We start from the raw sequence: 16,657 nt of genomic DNA, 5'->3' as shown, positions 1-16,657 counted from the left end.
ATGCCGCTGCTGATGCTCGACCTCGACAACACCCTGATCGACCGCGACGCCGCGTTCCGGGCCGCCGCCGGCGCCTTCCTCGCCGAGCACGCGCTGCCCGCCACTGACCTCACCTGGCTGACGACCCTGGACGCGAGCGGTTACACGCCCCGCGAGGAGGTCGCCCGGGTCATGATCGAGCGGTACGACGGAAGCGGCGGCTCCAGCGAATACGGCACCGAAGGCCTCGGCGCAGCCGTCCACGCGCTGCTCGACGGAGGCGCCGCCGACCGCGTGACCCTCGCCGAGGCCACCCGTGACGCACTCCGCGAGGCCGTCGCGGCCGGCTGGACCTGCGTGATCGTCGGGCGGGCGGTCATGGACGGAAGCGGCATACGGGCCCACGCGGATCGCGCCGGATACCCCGACCGCCGTCCGTCACCTGCTCACCGCCTGAACCCGTCCGTCACCTGCTCGCCCGCTGACCCCGTCCGTCAACTGCTCGTCGGCTGAAGCAGATCCGCCACCCCCGCGACGCCCTCCGCGATCCCACGATCCGTCACATTCCCGAACCCCAGGACCAGTTGGGGCGGATCCGTCGCCCCCGAGGCCCGGCACGCGCTCATGCCGTACAGGCCGACTCCGCGCGCGCGGGCCCGGTTCACGACCGTCTCCTCGTCCGTGCCCGGCGCGAGATGGGCCACCGCGTGGAAGCCCGCCGCGAGGCCCGACAGGCGTACCGCCGGGGCGTGTTGGGCGAGGGCGTCGACCAGGGCGGTGCGGCGGGTCGCGTACAGGGTGCGCATGCGGCGCAGATGGCGGTCGTAGCGGCCGGACTCGATCAGGCGGGCGAGGGCGAGCTGGTCGAGGGTGGGTGAGCCGCGGTCGGCGATGTTCTTGAGGTCGGTGAGCGGTTCGGTGAGCGCGGGTGGGGACAGCAGCCAGCCGATGCGCAGGGCGGGGGCCAGGGACTTGCTCACCGTGCCGATGGAGATCACCCGGTCGGCCGCCAACCCCTGGAGGGCGCCGACGGGTTCGCGGTCGTAGCGGAACTCCGCGTCGTAGTCGTCCTCGATGACGTACGCGTCCCTGCGCGCGGCCCACTCGACCAGCTCGTGCCGGCGCTCCGGTGCGAGCACCACCCCTGTCGGCCACTGGTGTGCCGGCGTCACGATCACCGCGCGGGCGCCGGTCGCGTCCAACTCCCCTACGTCGAGGCCCGATTCGTCGACCGGTACGGGGACCGCCACCAGCCCCGCCGCGTCCGCCGCCGCCCTCGCCGTGCCCGGACCGCCCGGGTCCTCGTACGCCACGGCCCGTACGCCGGCCCGGGCCAGGACGCGCAGGGTCAGGGCGAGGCCCTGCGCGTAGCCGGAGCAGACGAGGGTGTGCGCGGGGTCGGCGGCGGCTCCGCGCACCCGGCGCAGATAGCCGGCCACGATCTCGCGCAGGGCCGAACTCCCGCGCGGATCCCCGTAGTCGAGATCCGCGACCGGCATGGCGCGGGCCGCTTCCCTGGTCGCCCAGAGCCAGTCCGACACCGGGAAGGAGCCCAGGTCCGGGACGCCGTGGCGGAAGTCGGCGAGGGGGTGGGGGGCGGGATTCCGCGGCGGCGCCTCGGAGGTCTGCTTCACCTGCGCGCAGGCCGCCACGCGGGTGGCCGAGCCGACCCGGGTCACCAGGTAGCCCTCGGCCTGGAGTTGGGCGTAGCAGTCCTGCACGAGACCGCGGGACAGGCCCAGTTCGCGGGCGAGCTCGCGGGAGGACGGGAGCCGTTCGCCGGCCTGGAGCCGGCCCGAGCGGATGGCGTCGCGCACCTGCCGTTCCAGCTGCGCGCAGAGCCGCTCCCCGCCGTCCCGGTCGACGGCCAGGAGCAGCTCGGGCGACAAACCGGCCCACTGCACTGGCATGGAATTGGAGCTTACCGGCGATCCGGTCCCTCTCTAACGTCATTGGCATGACGACTTCGCCGAACACCCAGCCCGCGGCACCGGTGGACGCTCCGCCCCCGGCATCCGATCGCCCGACGCTGCTCAGCCGAGCCCTCCTCCTCCGCTTCGTCAGCATGATCGGCGCGAGTCTCAGCTTCTTCCTGCTGCTGTCCGTGGTCCCCGCCTACGCGGCCGAGGCGGGCGGCGGCGGTGCGGCGGGCCTGGCCACCGGCTCCCTGATGGCGGCCACGGTTCTCGGTGAACTGGTCACTCCCCGGCTCGTCGCCCGCTTCGGCTACCGGGTGACCCTGATGGCAGGGCTGTTCCTGCTCGGCGCCCCCGCCCTGGTGCTGACCGTCTCCGGGAACGTGGCGTGGATCGTGGCCGTGTGCCTCGTACGCGGACTCGGTTTCGCGCTGACGATCGTCGCGGGCGGCGCCCTGACCGCCACGCTGATCCCGGCCGAACGCCGGGGCGAGGGGCTGGCGTTGGTGGGTGTGGTGTCCGGCGTGCCGTCGCTGATCGCGCTGCCCCTGGGCCTGTGGCTGGTCACGCACACGGGGTACGGGACCGTCGCCGTGCTCGGCGGCGCCGCGTCCCTCGCGGCGATCGTCTCCGTACTCGGGCTGCCGGACCGGCAGCCGAAGTCGGAGGAATCGGTGGGGGTGTTCCGGGGACTGCGCACGGGCGCCCTGCTCCGGCCCGTGATCGTCTTCGCGGCCACCGCCACGGCCACCGGAATCCTGGTCACCTTTCTGCCGTTGGCCGTCCCGTCGGCGTCGGCAGGGGTGGTCGCGGTGGCCCTGTTCGTACAGCCGGCGTCCTCGACCCTGTTCCGCTGGGTCGCGGGCCGCTACGGCGACCGGCACGGCAGCGCCCGGCTCGTCCTGCCCGGCCTGCTCCTGTCCGCCGCCGGTCTGCTGATCACCGCCGCGACCGGCAGCGCGATCGCCGTCGTCACGGGTGCCGCCGTCTTCGGAGCCGGCTTCGGCCTCGCCCAGAACGCCACCCTGACCCTGATGTACGCCCGCGTCTCCCCCTCCTCCTTCGGCACGGTCAGCGCGCTGTGGAACCTCGCCTACGACGGTGGCATGGGCGTCGGCGCCGCGGGCTTCGGCATCCTGGCGGGGGTCACCGGGTATCCGTGGGCGTTCGCCGTGACCGCGCTGCTGATGCTGGGCGCGCTGGCCCCGGCGCTGCGCGACCGCCGAACCACCAGCACCCCCACCGCCGACGGCGCCGCTACCGCCGTACACCCTCCAGTACTTGACGCAGACCCTCGGTGAGCCGCTCGGCGTCCGGTGCGGTCTTCGGGTCGAAGGTCCACTGTGCGATGAGTCCCGTGATCAGGGTCATGTAGAAGCCGCCGAGGGAGTCGGCGGTCTCGTCGGAGACCTCCGCCTCGGGCACGCTCGTCATCAGCGCGACCATGCCCCGCCCGCCCTCGCGCTGGGCCCGGGTCAACTGGTCGCGCACCTCGGGCATCTTGTCGCCCATGGTCATGACCTCCATGCCGAGCCGCCACATCGAACCGGGCCCGCTCATGGTGGAGACGATGTTCGAGAACACCGCCCGGAACCGCTCCAGCGAACCGGGCGGGCCCACCGGCTCCCCTCCGTCGGCCCCTTCGAAGCCGTCGGCCGTCCGCTCCACCAGCGCGAGGTAGGCCTGCGCGAGCAGGGCGTCCTTCGAGCCGTAGTGGTAGCCGATGGAGGCCAGGTTGGTCCCCGACTCCTTCACGATGTCGCGCGCCGTCGTCCGCGCGAACCCCTTCTCCAACAGGCAGCGCTTGGCGCCTTCGAGCAGATCCTCACGGTGTCCCATGCGGGCCAGGCTACCCCGGATCCATACGGCCGTCCTAGACACGTGATTTATACAATCGTTCTAGACAAACGTTTAAGACGCCCGTACAGTTCCTGCCATGACAACGACTCCCGCGACTCCCGTACGTGCCGGCCGCCGTGAATGGACCGCGCTCGGCGTGCTGATGCTCCCGCTGCTGCTGGTCTCGATGGACGTCTCCGTCCTCTACTTCGCCATCCCCTCGATCAGCGCCGACCTCGAACCCAGCGGCACCCAGCAGTTGTGGATCTTCGACATCTACGCCTTCGTCCTGGCCGGCCTGCTGATGACGATGGGCTCGATCGGCGACCGCATAGGCCGCCGCAGGCTCCTCCTGATCGGCGCCGCCGCCTTCGGCACCGCCTCCCTGATCGCGGCCTACGCGAACAGCGCCGAGACCCTCATCGCCGCCCGCGCGGTCCTCGGCCTCGGCGGCGCGACCCTGATGCCGTCGACCATGGCGCTGATCCGCACGATGTTCACGGACTCCGCCCAGCGTGCGAAGGCGATCGGCCTGTGGTCCGGCGTGATGACGGCCGGCATCGCACTCGGCTCGGTGCTCAGCGGCGTACTCGTCCAGTACTTCTGGTGGGGCTCGGTCTTCCTGATCAACCTGCCGGCCATGGCCCTGCTGCTGGTCATCGGCCCGTTCCTGCTCCCCGAGTCGAAGGACCCGAACCCCGGCCGCTTCGACTGGCCGAGCGTCCCCCTCTCGATGGCCGCCGTGCTCCCCGTCATCTACGGCCTCAAGGAGATCCCGTCCGAGGGCTGGCACGTCCAGTACGTCGCCTCGATCGCCGTAGGCCTTGTGTTCGCGGCCCTCTTCGTCCACCGCCAGCGCACCGCGGCCTCCCCGATGATCGACCGGGCGCTGTTCCGCGGCCGCGGCTTCGCGCCCTCGGTCGGCCTCAACCTCGTCGCCTCGTTCGCGATGATGGGCTCGGCCTTCTTCACCACGCAGTACCTGCAGTCGGTGCTCGGCAAGAGCGCGATGGAGGCGGCCCTGTGGGCGCTGCTTCCCTCGGTGCCGATCGGCCTGGCGGCCCCGCTGGCCACGAGCCTCGTCCAGAAGGGCGTCAACCGTGCCTACGTCGTCACCGCGGGCTTCGTGATCGGCGCGGCCGGGTACGCGCTCCTGTCCCTCGCCGGCACCGACTCCCTCTGGCTCGTCCTGACCGCCTGCGGCGTCCTCGCCTCCGGCATCGTCATGGTCATCTCCCAGATCACCGACCTCGCGATGAGCAGCGCGCCGGTGGAGCGGGCGGGCTCGGCGTCCTCACTGATGGAGACGGGCGCGGAGTTCGGCGGCGCGCTCGGGATGGCGGTCCTCGGTTCGATCGGTACGGCCATCTACCGCCACGACATTCCGAGTTCGGCCCCGACCGCGGCCCACGAGACGTTGGGCGGCGCGCTGGCCATCGCAGGCCGGCTGCCGGGGCACACGGGAGATGCCCTGGCGACGGCGGCCCGCGAGGCGTTCACCAACGGGATGCAGGGGGCGTCGATCGCGGGGGCGGTACTGCTGGCGGGGGCGGCGGTACTGGCGGCGGGGGCGCTGCGGAGGATTCGCGTCGCGAACAACTAGGGCACACAAAAACGCCGGTCGGGCTTTTCAGCCCGTCCGGCGTTTGAGGACGAGGCCCCTTCAGGGCCGAAAGCGGGGGCCCGGGGGCGGCAGCCCCCGGACAACGGCCCCTCAGACCAAGTTCACCGACCGAGCGAACGTAGCCCCGATCTCTACCTCGACCTCCGCCAACACCCCGGCGGGAACCGTGTCGTCCACCGTCAGGATGGCCAACGCCTCGCCGCCCGCGACGGACCGCGAGACCTGCATGCCGGCGATGTTGATGCCGGACTCGCCGAAGATGCGGCCCACCGTGCCGACGACACCGGGACGGTCCTCGTACCGCAGGACGACCATGTGGTCGGCGAGCGCGAGGTCGACGTCGTACTCGCCGACGGCCACGATCTTCTGGAGGTTCTTCGGGCCGGCCAGCGTGCCGGAGACGGAGACCTCCTCGCCGCTGCCGAGGGTGCCGCGCACGACGACCACGTTGCGGTGGTCGGCCGACTCCGAGCTGGTCGTCAGCCGTACCTCGACGCCGCGCTCCTGCGCGAACAGCGGGGCGTTGACGTACGACACCGTCTCGTCGACGACGTCCTCGAAGACGCCCTTGAGCGCGGAGAGTTCGAGCACCTTGACGTCGTGCTGGGTGATCTCGCCGTAGACCTCGACGTCGAGGCGGACCGCGACCTCGCCGGCGAGCGCGGTGAAGATACGGCCGAGGCGCTCGGCGAGCGGCAGGCCCGGCTTGACGTCCTCGGCGATGACACCGCCCTGCACGTTGACCGCGTCCGGGACCAACTCACCGGCGAGGGCGAGCCGTACGGAACGCGCGACCGCGATACCGGCCTTCTCCTGCGCCTCGTCCGTGGAGGCGCCGAGGTGCGGGGTGGAGACGACCTGGTCGAACTCGAAGAGCGGGGAGTCCGTGCAGGGCTCCTTCGCGTACACGTCGAGGCCGGCGCCGGCGACCCGGCCCTCCTTGAGCGCCGAGTACAGCGCCTCCTCGTCGACGATCCCGCCACGCGCGGCGTTGACGATGCGCACGCTCGGCTTGACCTTGCGCAGCGCCTCGTCGCCGATCAGGCCGACCGTCTCGGGGGTCTTGGGGAGGTGGACGGTGATGAAGTCGGAGACCTCGAGGAGCTCGTCCAGGGTCAGTACCTTGACGCCCATCTGCGCGGCCCGCGCGGGCTGGATGTAGGGGTCGTAGGCGACGACCTTCATCCCGAAGGCGGACATGCGCTGGGCGACGAGCGCGCCGATGCGGCCGAGGCCGACGACGCCGAGCGTCTTCTCGGCGAGCTCCACACCCGTGTACTTGCTGCGCTTCCACTCGCCGTTCTTCAGCGCGGAGTTGGCCTGCGGAATGTGGCGGGCCGTGGCGAGGAGGAGACCGCAGGCGAGTTCGGCGGCGGTCACGATGTTGGAGGTCGGGGCGTTGACGACCATCACGCCGGCCTTGGTGGCGGCGGAGACGTCGACGTTGTCGAGGCCGACGCCGGCTCGTGCGACGACCTTCAGCTTGTGCGCCGCGGCGACCGCCTCGGCGTCCACCTTGGTGGCGGAGCGGATCAGAATGGCGTCGACGTCGGCGATGGCCGGGAGCAGTTCGGCTCGGTCCGCTCCGTTGCAGTGCCGGATCTCGAAGTCCGGGCCGAGCGCGTCCACGGTCGCGGGCGACAGCTCTTCAGCGATGAGTACGACAGGTTTCGAGCTCACGTGAGTCCTCACAAGTCCATTGCGTGCGGACGGCCGTCCCGACGGCCGCAGGCGGTGGAGGTACTGACCGCGTTGGAGACGCACGACGCTGTGGGCCTGACGCGTATGTAGTACGGCAGTGTAGTGGCGCGGCGAACGGCGTCTTGCGCCTCTGCGGAAGGATCACCCGTCCGTGATCTGACGGGTTGGACAAAGGGGCCGGAGCGTTCGCTCCGGCCCCTCGGCCCCGAGGCCTACGCCTCTTCGTCGACCCAGCTCATCAGCTTGCGGAGCTGCTTGCCGGTGGTCTCCAGCAGGGACTCCGCGTCCTTCTGCTTGTACTCGTTGTACTTCTTCAGGCCACCGTGGTACTCGGCCATCCACTCACGGGCGAAGGTGCCGTCCTGGATCTCGGCGAGGACCTGCTTCATCGTGGCCTTGGTCTCGTCCGTGATGATCCGCGGGCCGGTGACGTAGTCGCCCCACTCGGCGGTCTCGGAGATCGACCAGCGCATCTTCTCCAGGCCGCCCTCGTACATGAGGTCGACGATCAGCTTCAGCTCGTGCAGGCACTCGAAGTACGCGATCTCGGGCTGGTAGCCGGCCTCGGTCAGCGTCTCGAAACCGGCCTTGACCAGCGCGGCCGTACCACCGCAGAGAACCGCCTGCTCACCGAACAGGTCGGTCTCGGTCTCCTCGGTGAAGGTCGTCTTGATGACGCCGGCGCGGGTGCCGCCGATGCCCTTGGCGTACGACAGCGCGAGCGCGAAGCCGTTGCCGGTCGCGTCCTGCTCGACGGCCGCGATACACGGAACGCCGCGGCCCTCCTCGTACTGACGACGCACGAGGTGGCCCGGGCCCTTGGGCGCGACCATGCAGACGTCGACGCCGGCCGGGGGCTTGATGAAGTCGAAGCGGATGTTCAGGCCGTGGCCGAAGAACAGCGCGTCGCCGTCGTTCAGGTTCGGGGCGATGTGCTCCTCGTAGACCTGGGCCTGGATCGGGTCCGGAACGAGGATCATGATGACGTCGGCCCAGGCGGAGGCCTCGGTCGGATTGAGCACGGTCAGACCCTGCTCCTCGGCCTTGGCCTTGGACTTGGAGCCCTCGTGCAGGCCGACTCGGACGTCGACACCCGAGTCGCGCAGCGACAGCGCGTGGGCGTGGCCCTGGCTGCCGTATCCGATGACCGCGACCTTGCGGCCCTGGATGATGGACAGGTCGGCGTCGGCGTCGTAGAACAGCTCGGCCACTTTGGGTTCTCTCCTTGAGTGCAGGTGTTGCGTCCCACCGTATGACGGCGGGCGTCATCGAAGTCCGGGGGTCTCGGAATGCGGGCGGCCGGGCCGCCCGCATTCGGCCTTACGCGGAGCGGTCCAGGGCGCGCAGCGAGCGGTCGGTGATGGAGCGCGCGCCCCGGCCGATCGCGATCGTGCCGGACTGGACCAGCTCCTTGATGCCGAACGGCTCCAGCATCTTGAGCATGGCGGACAGCTTCTCGTTGCTTCCGGTGGCCTCGATGGTGACGGCCTCCGGGGAGACGTCGACGGTCTTGGCGCGGAACAGCTGGACGATCTCGACGATCTGGGAGCGCGTCTCGTTGTCGGCGCGCACCTTCACCAGAACGAGTTCGCGCTGAACCGCGGAGCCCGGCTCCAGTTCGACGATCTTCAGCACGTTGACGAGCTTATTGAGCTGCTTGGTGACCTGTTCGAGGGGGAGTTCCTCGATCACGTTCACCACGATCGTGATGCGGGAGATGTCGGGGTGCTCGGTGACACCGACGGCGAGCGAGTCGATGTTGAATCCGCGCCGGGAGAACAGGGCGGTGATCCGGGCGAGGACACCGGGCTTGTTCTCGACGAGGACGGAGAGGGTGTGCTTGCTCATGGGTCTGACTCGGCTCTCTCTCAGTCGTCTTCGTTGTCGCCGAAGTCGGGGCGGACGTCCCGGGCGAACATGACCTCGTCGTTGGAGGTGCCGGCCGCGACCATCGGCCACACCATCGCGTCCTCGTGGACGATGAAGTCGACGACGACCGGGCGGTCGTTGATCGAGTTCGCCTCCTCGATCACCTTGTCGAGGTCGTCCGGGGACTCGCAGCGGATCGCGTAACAGCCCATCGCCTCCGACAACTTGACGAAGTCGGGGACGCGCGTGCCGGCGCTCGGCTGCTTGCCGTCCGCGTCGGGACCACTGTGCAGCACGGTGTTGGAGTAGCGCTGGTTGTAGAAGAGGGTCTGCCACTGGCGGACCATCCCGAGGGCGCCGTTGTTGATGATGGCGACCTTGATCGGGATGTTGTTCAGGGCACAGGTGGTGAGTTCCTGATTGGTCATCTGGAAGCAGCCGTCGCCGTCGATCGCCCAGACCGTCTGGTCCGGCGCGCCGGCCTTGGCGCCCATCGCGGCCGGGACCGCGTAGCCCATCGTCCCGGCGCCACCGGAGTTGAGCCAGGTCGCGGGCTTCTCGTACTGGATGTAGTGCGCGGCCCACATCTGGTGCTGGCCGACGCCCGCCGCGAAGATCGTGCCCTCCGGGGCGAGTTGGCCGATGCGCTCGATGACCTGCTGCGGGGAGAGCGAGCCGTTGTCGGGCTGCTCGTAGCCGAGCGGGTAGGTCTCGCGCCAGCGGTTGAGGTCCTTCCACCAGGTGCTGTAGTCGCCGGTGTGGCCGTCGCTGTGCTCCTTTTGCACGGCCTGGACCAGGTCGGCGATGACCTCGCGGGCGTCCCCGACGATCGGCACGTCGGCGGCGCGGTTCTTGCCGATCTCGGCGGGGTCGATGTCGGCGTGGACGATCTTCGCGTACGGGGCGAAGCTGTCCAGCTTGCCGGTGACGCGGTCGTCGAAGCGGGCTCCGAGGGCGACGATCAGGTCGGCCTTCTGCAGCGCGGTGACGGCGGTGACCGCACCGTGCATGCCCGGCATTCCCACGTGCAGCGGGTGGCTGTCGGGGAATGCGCCGAGCGCCATCAGGGTGGTGGTGACGGGCGCTCCGGTGAGTTCTGCGAGGACCTTCAGCTCGGCGGTGGCGTGGGCCTTGATGACACCGCCGCCGACGTAGAGGACGGGCCGCTTGGCGGCGGTGATCAGCTTGGCGGCCTCGCGGATCTGCTTGGCGTGCGGCTTGGTCACCGGGCGGTAGCCGGGCAGGTCCGTGGCGGGCGGCCAGCTGAAGGTGGTGCGGGCCTGGAGGGCGTCCTTGGCGATGTCGACCAGGACCGGTCCCGGGCGGCCGGTGGAGGCGATGTGGAAGGCCTCCGCGATCGTCCGCGGGATGTCCTCGGCCTTGGTGACCAGGAAGTTGTGCTTGGTGATCGGCATTGTGATGCCGACGATGTCCGCCTCCTGGAAGGCGTCCGTGCCGATCGCCTTGGACGCGACCTGGCCGGTGATCGCCACGAGCGGCACCGAGTCCATGTGCGCGTCCGCGATCGGGGTGACCAGGTTGGTGGCGCCGGGGCCCGAGGTGGCCATGCAGACGCCGACCTTGCCGGTGGCCTGCGCGTAGCCGGTGGCCGCGTGTCCGGCGCCCTGCTCGTGGCGGACCAGGACGTGGCGGACCCTGGTGGAGTCCATCAGCGGGTCGTAGGCGGGAAGGATCGCACCGCCGGGAATGCCGAATACCGTGTCGGCCCCGACCTCCTCGAGAGAGCGGATGAGGGACTGCGCGCCCGTGACGTGCTCGGGTGCGGACTGGTGTCCTCCGGATCGGGGCCGCGGCTGCGGATGGTGGGCCCCGGTGGCCTGCTCGGTCATCGGCATTCTCTTCTCGATGCTGAGGGTTTTTGCGAGGTTTGTGCGGTGTTCAAGCGGTGTGCGACGGGCACTTGTGCAACAAAAAACCCCTCGTGCCGTAAGGCAAGCGAGGGGAGCGCGCCGGGAGTGGGTCGCTGGGAGTTCCGGGTCCGTCCGGAGGTCACCAGCTTCAGCCGACGCGCTTTCCAAGTACGAGAATTCGGGTGCGCATGGCACAGACCCTCCCCCCGGCACGCACCACGTGTCAAGCGGGTGGGACGGGAGTCTCATTATGTGAGCGCAGACCGCTCCCGCCTCCCAGAACGGCGGGCACGCCTCCTGTGTACACCCCCGCTCCTCTGTCCATGGTCAGTTCACCTCCCGGGCGCCCGACGGGCTCTCGCAGGCCGCCCGCGAACGCGGGTTCGGCCGGACCGTGCGGTACCGGGTAGTGGCCCGAGCCGAGCGCCCGGCGCAGCCGGTACTCGTCCAGCGGGCCGGAGAACGCCATGCCCTGTCCGTGCGTGCAGCCCATCGCGCGCAGCGCCACGACCTGCTCCGGCAGATCCACGCCGTCGGCCACGGACTGCAGCCCGAGGTCGCCGGCGATCCTGAGCAGCCCGCTGGTGATCTTGTGCAGCCGCGCGGACTCGACGACGCCCTCGACCAGACCGCGGTCGAGCTTGAGCACGTCGACGGGGAGCCTGCGCAGCGCCGTGATCGCCGCGTAGCCGCTGCCGAAGCCGTCCAGGGCGATCCGCACGCCGAGCCTGCGCAGCGCGCCCAGCCGCCGCTCCAGCTCGTCCAGGGAGACCAGCGGGTCGGTGTCCGACAGCTCGATCACCAGGGCCCCGGAGGGCAGGCCGTGCCGGGTCAGCAGGGCCTCTATCGTGCCCAGCGGCATCGACCGGTCCAGCAGGCGCCGGGCGCTCATCTTGACCCCCACGGGCACGGACAGGCCCGTGGCGGTGCGCTCGGCGGCCTGTTCGACCGCCTCCTCCAGGATCCAGCGGCCCAGCTCCTGCGTCTTGTCGCTGTCCTCGGCCACGCGCAGGAACTCGGCGGGGGTGAACAGCACCCCCTGGGAGGACCGCCAGCGCGCCTGGGCGCAGACCGACGTGATCCGGCCGTCCGCCAGGCTCACCACGGGCTGGTGCAGCAGGGCGAACTCACCGTCGTGCAGCGCGGCCCGCAGGCGCGTGGCCAGCTCCGCCTTCCGTACGACGTCCTGCTGCATCTGGGGCGCGTACAGCTCGACGCGGCCCTTGCCGCCCGCCTTGGCGCGGTACATGGCGAGGTCGGCGTTGCGCAGCAACTCGCCCGCGCCGAGGCCCGGTTCGGCGAAGGCGACACCGATGGAGGCGGCGACCCGGACATCGTTGCCGTCGATGAGATACGGCTGCGAGAGCGTGACCCTGAGGCGGTCGGCGAGCTCCAGGATGTGGCGCTCCCTGGCGGTGCGGTCCCGGGAGCCGTCGCCGACGATCAGGGCCGCGAACTCGTCGCCGCCGAGCCGGGAGGCGGTGTCCCCGTGCCGGACGGCGTCCTGGAGTCTGCGGGCGGCCTGGACGAGCAGCTCGTCACCGGCCTGGTGGCCGATGGTGTCGTTGACGGCCTTGAAGCCGTCGAGGTCGATGAAGAGGACGGCCGTGCCGCGCAGGCCGACGCCCCGGTCGGAGACGCGGCGGCCGGACAGCGCCTGCTGGACACGCTGGGTGAACAGGGCGCGGTTGGGCAGGTCGGTGAGCGGGTCGTGTTCGGCGTTGTGCTGCAACTGGGCCTGCAGGCGCACGCGTTCGGTGACGTCCCGGCTGTTGAAGATCAGGCCGCCCTGGTGGCGGTTGACCGTGGACTCGACGTTCAGCCAGCCTCCGTCGCCGGAGCGGAAGCGGCACTCGATGCGGGTGATGGGTTCCTCGGGCGGTCCCGCGGCGAGGAAGCGGCGCACCTCGTGCACCACGCAGCCCAGGTCCTCCGGGTGGATGAGATGCGCCAGTTCGGTGCCCACCAGTTCCTCGGCGGGCCGGCCATAGACCCCGGCGGCGGCCGGGGAGACGTACCGCAGGATGCCGTTCGGTGCGGCGATCATGATGACGTCGCTGGAGCCCTGGACCAGGGAGCGGAAGTGGTTCTCCTTCTGGGCCAGTTCCTGGGTGAGGGTGATGTTGTCGAGCAGCATGATGCCCTGGCGCACCACGAGGGCGAGCACGACGGTGCCGCCGGTGAGGAGCACCACGCGGTCGACGCTGCGGCCGTTGAGGACGTTGTAGAGGATCCCCAACGTGCAGACGGCGGCGGCGAGATAGGGCGTGAGGGCGGCCAGCGAGCCGGCGATGGGCCGGGCGGCCGGATAACGGCCACTCTCGCCACCGGGTGCGGGGGCGTGGTGCTGGTGCGTGCCGCCGCGCGGTCCGGGGAGGTGTTCGTGCACCACGCGCGAGTGCCCCTCGCCGGCCCACCGGTCGCCGTCGGCCGGATGATGGGGTGTGGCCCAGGGGGCGTAGGCGAGCAGCAGGGAACCGGCGAACCAGCCCGCGTCGAGGAGTTGGCCCGAGCGGTAGTTGTTGTGCAGCAGCGGTGAGGTGAACAGGGCGTCGCACATCACCGTCAGGGCGAGTGCGCCGATGGCGGTGTTCACCGCGGTGCGGTTGACCGACGAGCGCCTGAAGTGCAGCGCGAGCACCATGCTGACCAGGGCGATGTCCAGCAGTGGGTACGCGAGCGACAGCGCGGTGTGCGCGACGCTGGGTCCGTCGAACTTGGCGGCCTGGGCGAGTGCGAGGCTCCATGACAGGGTGAGCAGCGAGCCGCCGATCAGCCAGGCGTCGAGCCCGAGGCAGACCCAACCGGCCTTCGTCACGGGCCGCTTGGCGAGTACCAGCAGCCCCACGATGGCGGGCGGCGCGAAGCAGAGGAAGAAGAGATCGGCGAAGCTGGGCGTGGGCACCTGGCGGCCCAGGACCACCTCGTACCACCCCCAGACTCCGTTGCCCAGGGCCGCCATCGCCGAGGAGAGGGCGAACAGCAGCCAGGCGGGTCGAAAGCGGATACGGCGGCTGCGCGTGTGGACGAACAAGGACACGGCGGCCGTGCCCGCCGCGGCGCTCAGCCCGAAGTCACCCATGACCAGGGCGAGTTGCTCCGAACCCCAGCCGAGCGCGGAACCGACGGCGTATCCCGCGCAGACCAGGGCCAGGACGAGTTGGTGGACCAGGCTGAGCCCGCCGACGGCCGGCGGACGAGGCAGCGGCGTCCCGGACGAAGGCTGTGCCCGCAGCGCTCCGTCGAGGGTGGTCGCGGAAGGCCGTGGCGAGCTCACCGGGCCCTCCCGGTCCGCGTCGCTCCCGGATCCCGCGGGTCCCGGTGCGCTGGATGCGCATGCCTTCTGCGGCTGCTGCTGTGCCTGCGGTGGTGATGGCTGTGCCGGCAGCCGTGACTGCCATGGTGACCGCGTCTGCGCGCGGTGGCACGCCAGGGTCGCCGCCGGCGACCCCGCCGCGTCGGGTCGTTCGTCCATAGGCCGTGCATCGCCCGTCGCCCCCCTCACAGTCTCAATGTCCATCCCCGGCGCCGAACGGTGCACGGCGCAGCCCCTGTCGGGACGATACACCAGTCTCGTCACTCAGGGACATAGTTCCTCTACGCTCCGTGACGGCCAACGGAGTTGGTTACACCCACCGCATCCGGAAGGTTGCGGAGGGTACCGGAATCGGATGACGCGCCCGTTGCGCCGGTCGCGCGGATGGCGCGCGCGACGCTCAACTCGTAGGGGTCACGCGCTGTTTGCGCCTGTCGTAAGGATCACGTTGCGCAGCGGCTCCCGGTTCACGAATCGGGTCAACTGGTCCACGAGCAGACGCTTGGCACGCGGCAGGAACGCGGACGTGGGACCGCCGACATGGGGGCTGATGAGCAGACCCGGCGCCCGCCACAACGGGTGCTCGCCGGGCAGGGGTTCGGGGTCGGTGACGTCGAGGGCCGCGGTGATGCGGCCGCTCTCCAGCTCGGCGAGCAGCGCCTTGGTGTCGACCACGGGCCCGCGGGCGACGTTCACCAGGAGCGCGCCGTCCTTCATGCGCGCGAGGAAGTCGGCGCCGGCCAGGTGACGGGTGCTCTCGGTGAGGGGCGTGATGAGGATGACGACGTCCGCCTCGGGCAGCAGCGCGGGCAGTTCGGTGAGCGGATGCACCGGTCCGCGCTCCGTGGTGCGCGCGGAGCGCGCGACGCGCGCCACCCGCGCGACCTCGAACGGAGTGAGCCGGTCCTCGATCGCGGAGCCGATCGATCCGTACCCCACGATGAGCACGTTTCGGTCGGCGAGCGCCGGCCGGAACCCGCCGCGCCACTCCCCCCGGTCCATGCCGCGGACGAAGTCGGGCACCCCGCGCAGCGAGGCGAGGATCAGCGTGAGCGCCAGTTCCGCGGTGCTCGCCTCGTGCACCCCACGCGCGTTGCACACCCGCACGCCCGCGGGCAGGTGCTTCAGTCCCGGCTCCAGGGTGTCGATGCCGGCCGACAGCGTCTGGACGACCTCGACGGAGCTCAGCCCGGGCAGCGGACGCAGCAGGACCTCGGCGGGCTTCATGTAGGGGACGACGTAGTACGCGCACCCCGCCGGGTCCGCCGGGAAGTCTTCTTCGCCGTTCCAGAAGAGGTAGTTCGGGCCTTCGGGAAGGCCCTGAATCTGTTCCGGCGGGATGGGAAGCCACACGTCAGCAGTCATGTCAGGAGGCTATGTCAGGTGGCCGGAAGCGCAGAGGTTAGGTTGGGGGCTCGGCAGAGGGAGGGTCACGAGCAGGTGGAGCGCAGGACGATCGGCGCGGGGGCACTCGCGGTGGGGGCCGTGGGCCTTGGGTGCATGCCGATGAGCTGGGCCTACAGCGGGTCCCGGCAGCGGGGCGACGAGTCGGTCAGGGCGGTGCACCGGGCGTTGGACCTGGGCTCGACCCTGCTGGACACCGCGGACATGTACGGCCCGTTCACCAACGAGCTGCTGTTGGGGCGGGTGTTGCGGGAGCGGCGCGCGGAAGCCTTCGTGTCGACGAAGGTCGGCCTGCTCGTGGGCGAGCAGCACATCGTCGCCAACGGCCGCCCCGGGTACGTGAAACGGGCCTGCGACGCGTCGCTGCGCCGCCTCCAGACCGACGTGATCGACCTCTACCAGCTGCACCGGGCCGACCCGGAAGTTCCCGTCGAGGAGACGTGGGGCGCGATGGCGGACCTCGTACAGGCGGGCAAGGTAAGGGCGTTGGGCCTGTGCGCGGTGGGCGCGCGGGCCGGCCGCCGCTCGGGCACCGGCCTGCACGACACCACGCTCGGCCAACTGCGCCGCGTCCAGCAGGTGTTCCCCGTGAGCGCGGTGGAGGCGGAGCTGTCCGTGTGGTCGCCGGAGGCCCTCGACTCGCTGCTGCCGTGGTGCGAGGCGCGTGGGGTCGGCTTCCTGGCGGCGATGCCGCTCGGCAACGGTTTCCTGACTGGCACGCTCACCCCCGGCGAGGGCTTCGAGTCGGACGACGTCCGCGCCCGCCACCCCCGCTTCACCGCCGAGATGATGGCCGCCAACCAGCCGATCGTCGCCGGCCTGCGCCGGATAGCCGCCCGGCACGGCGACACCGTCACCCCGGCCCAGGTGGCCCTGGCCTGGGTCCTGACCCGGGGCAGCCATGTCGTCCCGGTGCCGGGCACCAAGCGGGAACGCTGGGCGACGGAGAACGCGACGGCGGCCGCCTTGCGCCTGACCCCGCAGGACTTGACCGAGGTGAAGGAGCTGCCCGCGGCGCAGGGGTCGTGGGAGTGAGAAGACCCTGCGGGATCGGGCCCGCCCCACGTCGTTCGTGCATCGCCTGACGGAGATCGGGAACCTGGGAGGCGCGGGCGGTGTAAGACAAGTAGAACCCGCC

The 16,657-nt window shown here is 70.8% G+C and carries 12 protein-coding genes; 4 read left to right on the top strand and 8 right to left on the bottom strand.

From position 1 onward, the window contains the following. Positions 1-492 carry a hypothetical protein gene (locus ACIP6U_RS26690; RefSeq protein ID WP_401722600.1) on the top strand — a complete coding sequence of 164 codons (492 nt, stop codon included), beginning with the start codon at positions 1-3 and terminating at the stop codon, positions 490-492. On the opposite strand, the gene ACIP6U_RS26685 is transcribed toward ACIP6U_RS26690, so the two are convergent. Continuing rightward, positions 474-1,889: a PLP-dependent aminotransferase family protein gene (locus ACIP6U_RS26685; RefSeq protein ID WP_401722597.1), complete on the bottom strand. Its 1,416-nt coding sequence runs from the start codon at positions 1,887-1,889 to the stop codon at positions 474-476. The genes ACIP6U_RS26690 and ACIP6U_RS26685 overlap by 19 nt on opposite strands. 47 nt (positions 1,890-1,936) lie before the next feature. On the opposite strand from ACIP6U_RS26685, the gene ACIP6U_RS26680 reads away from it, so the two are divergent. Beyond that, positions 1,937-3,196 (top strand): MFS transporter, encoded by a 1,260-nt coding sequence (locus ACIP6U_RS26680; protein ID WP_401722594.1) that lies wholly within the window; start codon positions 1,937-1,939, stop codon positions 3,194-3,196. Here ACIP6U_RS26680 and ACIP6U_RS26675 read toward each other — a convergent pair. Continuing rightward, a complete protein-coding gene (locus tag ACIP6U_RS26675; protein ID WP_401722592.1) occupies positions 3,153-3,734 on the bottom strand; it encodes a TetR/AcrR family transcriptional regulator in 582 nt (193 codons plus the stop codon). The two genes, ACIP6U_RS26680 and ACIP6U_RS26675, sit on opposite strands and share 44 nt — an antisense overlap. A 97-nt stretch (positions 3,735-3,831) precedes the next feature. Between ACIP6U_RS26675 and ACIP6U_RS26670 the strand changes: the two genes are divergently transcribed. Continuing rightward, the gene (locus ACIP6U_RS26670; protein ID WP_401722590.1) at positions 3,832-5,337 is read left to right on the top strand and encodes an MFS transporter; all 1,506 of its coding nucleotides are present in this window, start codon (positions 3,832-3,834) and stop codon (positions 5,335-5,337) included. Positions 5,338-5,448: 111 nt separating this feature from the next. On the opposite strand, the gene serA is transcribed toward ACIP6U_RS26670, so the two are convergent. From serA to ACIP6U_RS26640, 6 genes are all read right to left on the bottom strand, one after another. Further along, a complete protein-coding gene (serA, locus tag ACIP6U_RS26665; RefSeq protein ID WP_401722588.1) occupies positions 5,449-7,038 on the bottom strand; it encodes a phosphoglycerate dehydrogenase in 1,590 nt (529 codons plus the stop codon). Between the two features lie 233 nt (positions 7,039-7,271). Further along, positions 7,272-8,270, bottom strand: coding sequence for a ketol-acid reductoisomerase (gene ilvC / locus ACIP6U_RS26660; protein WP_401722585.1), 999 nt, complete (start codon positions 8,268-8,270; stop codon positions 7,272-7,274). A 109-nt stretch (positions 8,271-8,379) separates the two neighbouring features. Then, positions 8,380-8,907 carry an acetolactate synthase small subunit gene (ilvN, locus tag ACIP6U_RS26655; protein ID WP_123997556.1) on the bottom strand — a complete coding sequence of 176 codons (528 nt, stop codon included), beginning with the start codon at positions 8,905-8,907 and terminating at the stop codon, positions 8,380-8,382. A gap of 20 nt (positions 8,908-8,927) precedes the next feature. Next, positions 8,928-10,784, bottom strand: a complete 1,857-nt coding sequence (locus tag ACIP6U_RS26650; protein WP_401722583.1) for an acetolactate synthase large subunit — start codon at positions 10,782-10,784, stop codon at positions 8,928-8,930. Positions 10,785-11,022: 238 nt separating this feature from the next. Next, on the bottom strand, positions 11,023-14,076 hold the full coding sequence (locus tag ACIP6U_RS26645) for a putative bifunctional diguanylate cyclase/phosphodiesterase (RefSeq protein ID WP_401722580.1): 3,054 nt from the start codon (positions 14,074-14,076) through the stop codon (positions 11,023-11,025). 453 nt (positions 14,077-14,529) lie between these two features. Next, the gene (locus ACIP6U_RS26640; RefSeq protein WP_401722577.1) at positions 14,530-15,480 is read right to left on the bottom strand and encodes a 2-hydroxyacid dehydrogenase; all 951 of its coding nucleotides are present in this window, start codon (positions 15,478-15,480) and stop codon (positions 14,530-14,532) included. Positions 15,481-15,555: 75 nt separating this feature from the next. On the opposite strand from ACIP6U_RS26640, the gene ACIP6U_RS26635 reads away from it, so the two are divergent. After that, the gene (locus ACIP6U_RS26635; RefSeq protein WP_401722574.1) at positions 15,556-16,554 is read left to right on the top strand and encodes an aldo/keto reductase; all 999 of its coding nucleotides are present in this window, start codon (positions 15,556-15,558) and stop codon (positions 16,552-16,554) included. Positions 16,555-16,657: the final 103 nt, after the last annotated feature.

The organism is Streptomyces sp. NPDC088794 (assembly GCF_044750545.1).
Classification (GTDB): domain Bacteria; phylum Actinomycetota; class Actinomycetes; order Streptomycetales; family Streptomycetaceae; genus Streptomyces.
This window is presented reverse-complemented; position numbering and strand designations above follow the sequence as displayed.

Excerpts from the sequence above, each read along its gene's own strand:
- ACIP6U_RS26690 (WP_401722600.1), top strand. The coding sequence starts at position 1 with ATGCCGCTGCTGATGCTCGACCTCGACAACACCCTGATCGACCGCGAC.
- ACIP6U_RS26685 (WP_401722597.1), bottom strand. The coding sequence starts at position 1,889 with ATGCCAGTGCAGTGGGCCGGTTTGTCGCCCGAGCTGCTCCTGGCCGTC.
- ACIP6U_RS26680 (WP_401722594.1), top strand. The coding sequence starts at position 1,937 with ATGACGACTTCGCCGAACACCCAGCCCGCGGCACCGGTGGACGCTCCG.
- ACIP6U_RS26675 (WP_401722592.1), bottom strand. The coding sequence starts at position 3,734 with ATGGGACACCGTGAGGATCTGCTCGAAGGCGCCAAGCGCTGCCTGTTG.
- ACIP6U_RS26670 (WP_401722590.1), top strand. The coding sequence starts at position 3,832 with ATGACAACGACTCCCGCGACTCCCGTACGTGCCGGCCGCCGTGAATGG.
- ilvN (WP_123997556.1), bottom strand. The coding sequence starts at position 8,907 with ATGAGCAAGCACACCCTCTCCGTCCTCGTCGAGAACAAGCCCGGTGTC.
- ACIP6U_RS26650 (WP_401722583.1), bottom strand. The coding sequence starts at position 10,784 with ATGCCGATGACCGAGCAGGCCACCGGGGCCCACCATCCGCAGCCGCGG.
- ACIP6U_RS26640 (WP_401722577.1), bottom strand. The coding sequence starts at position 15,480 with ATGACTGCTGACGTGTGGCTTCCCATCCCGCCGGAACAGATTCAGGGC.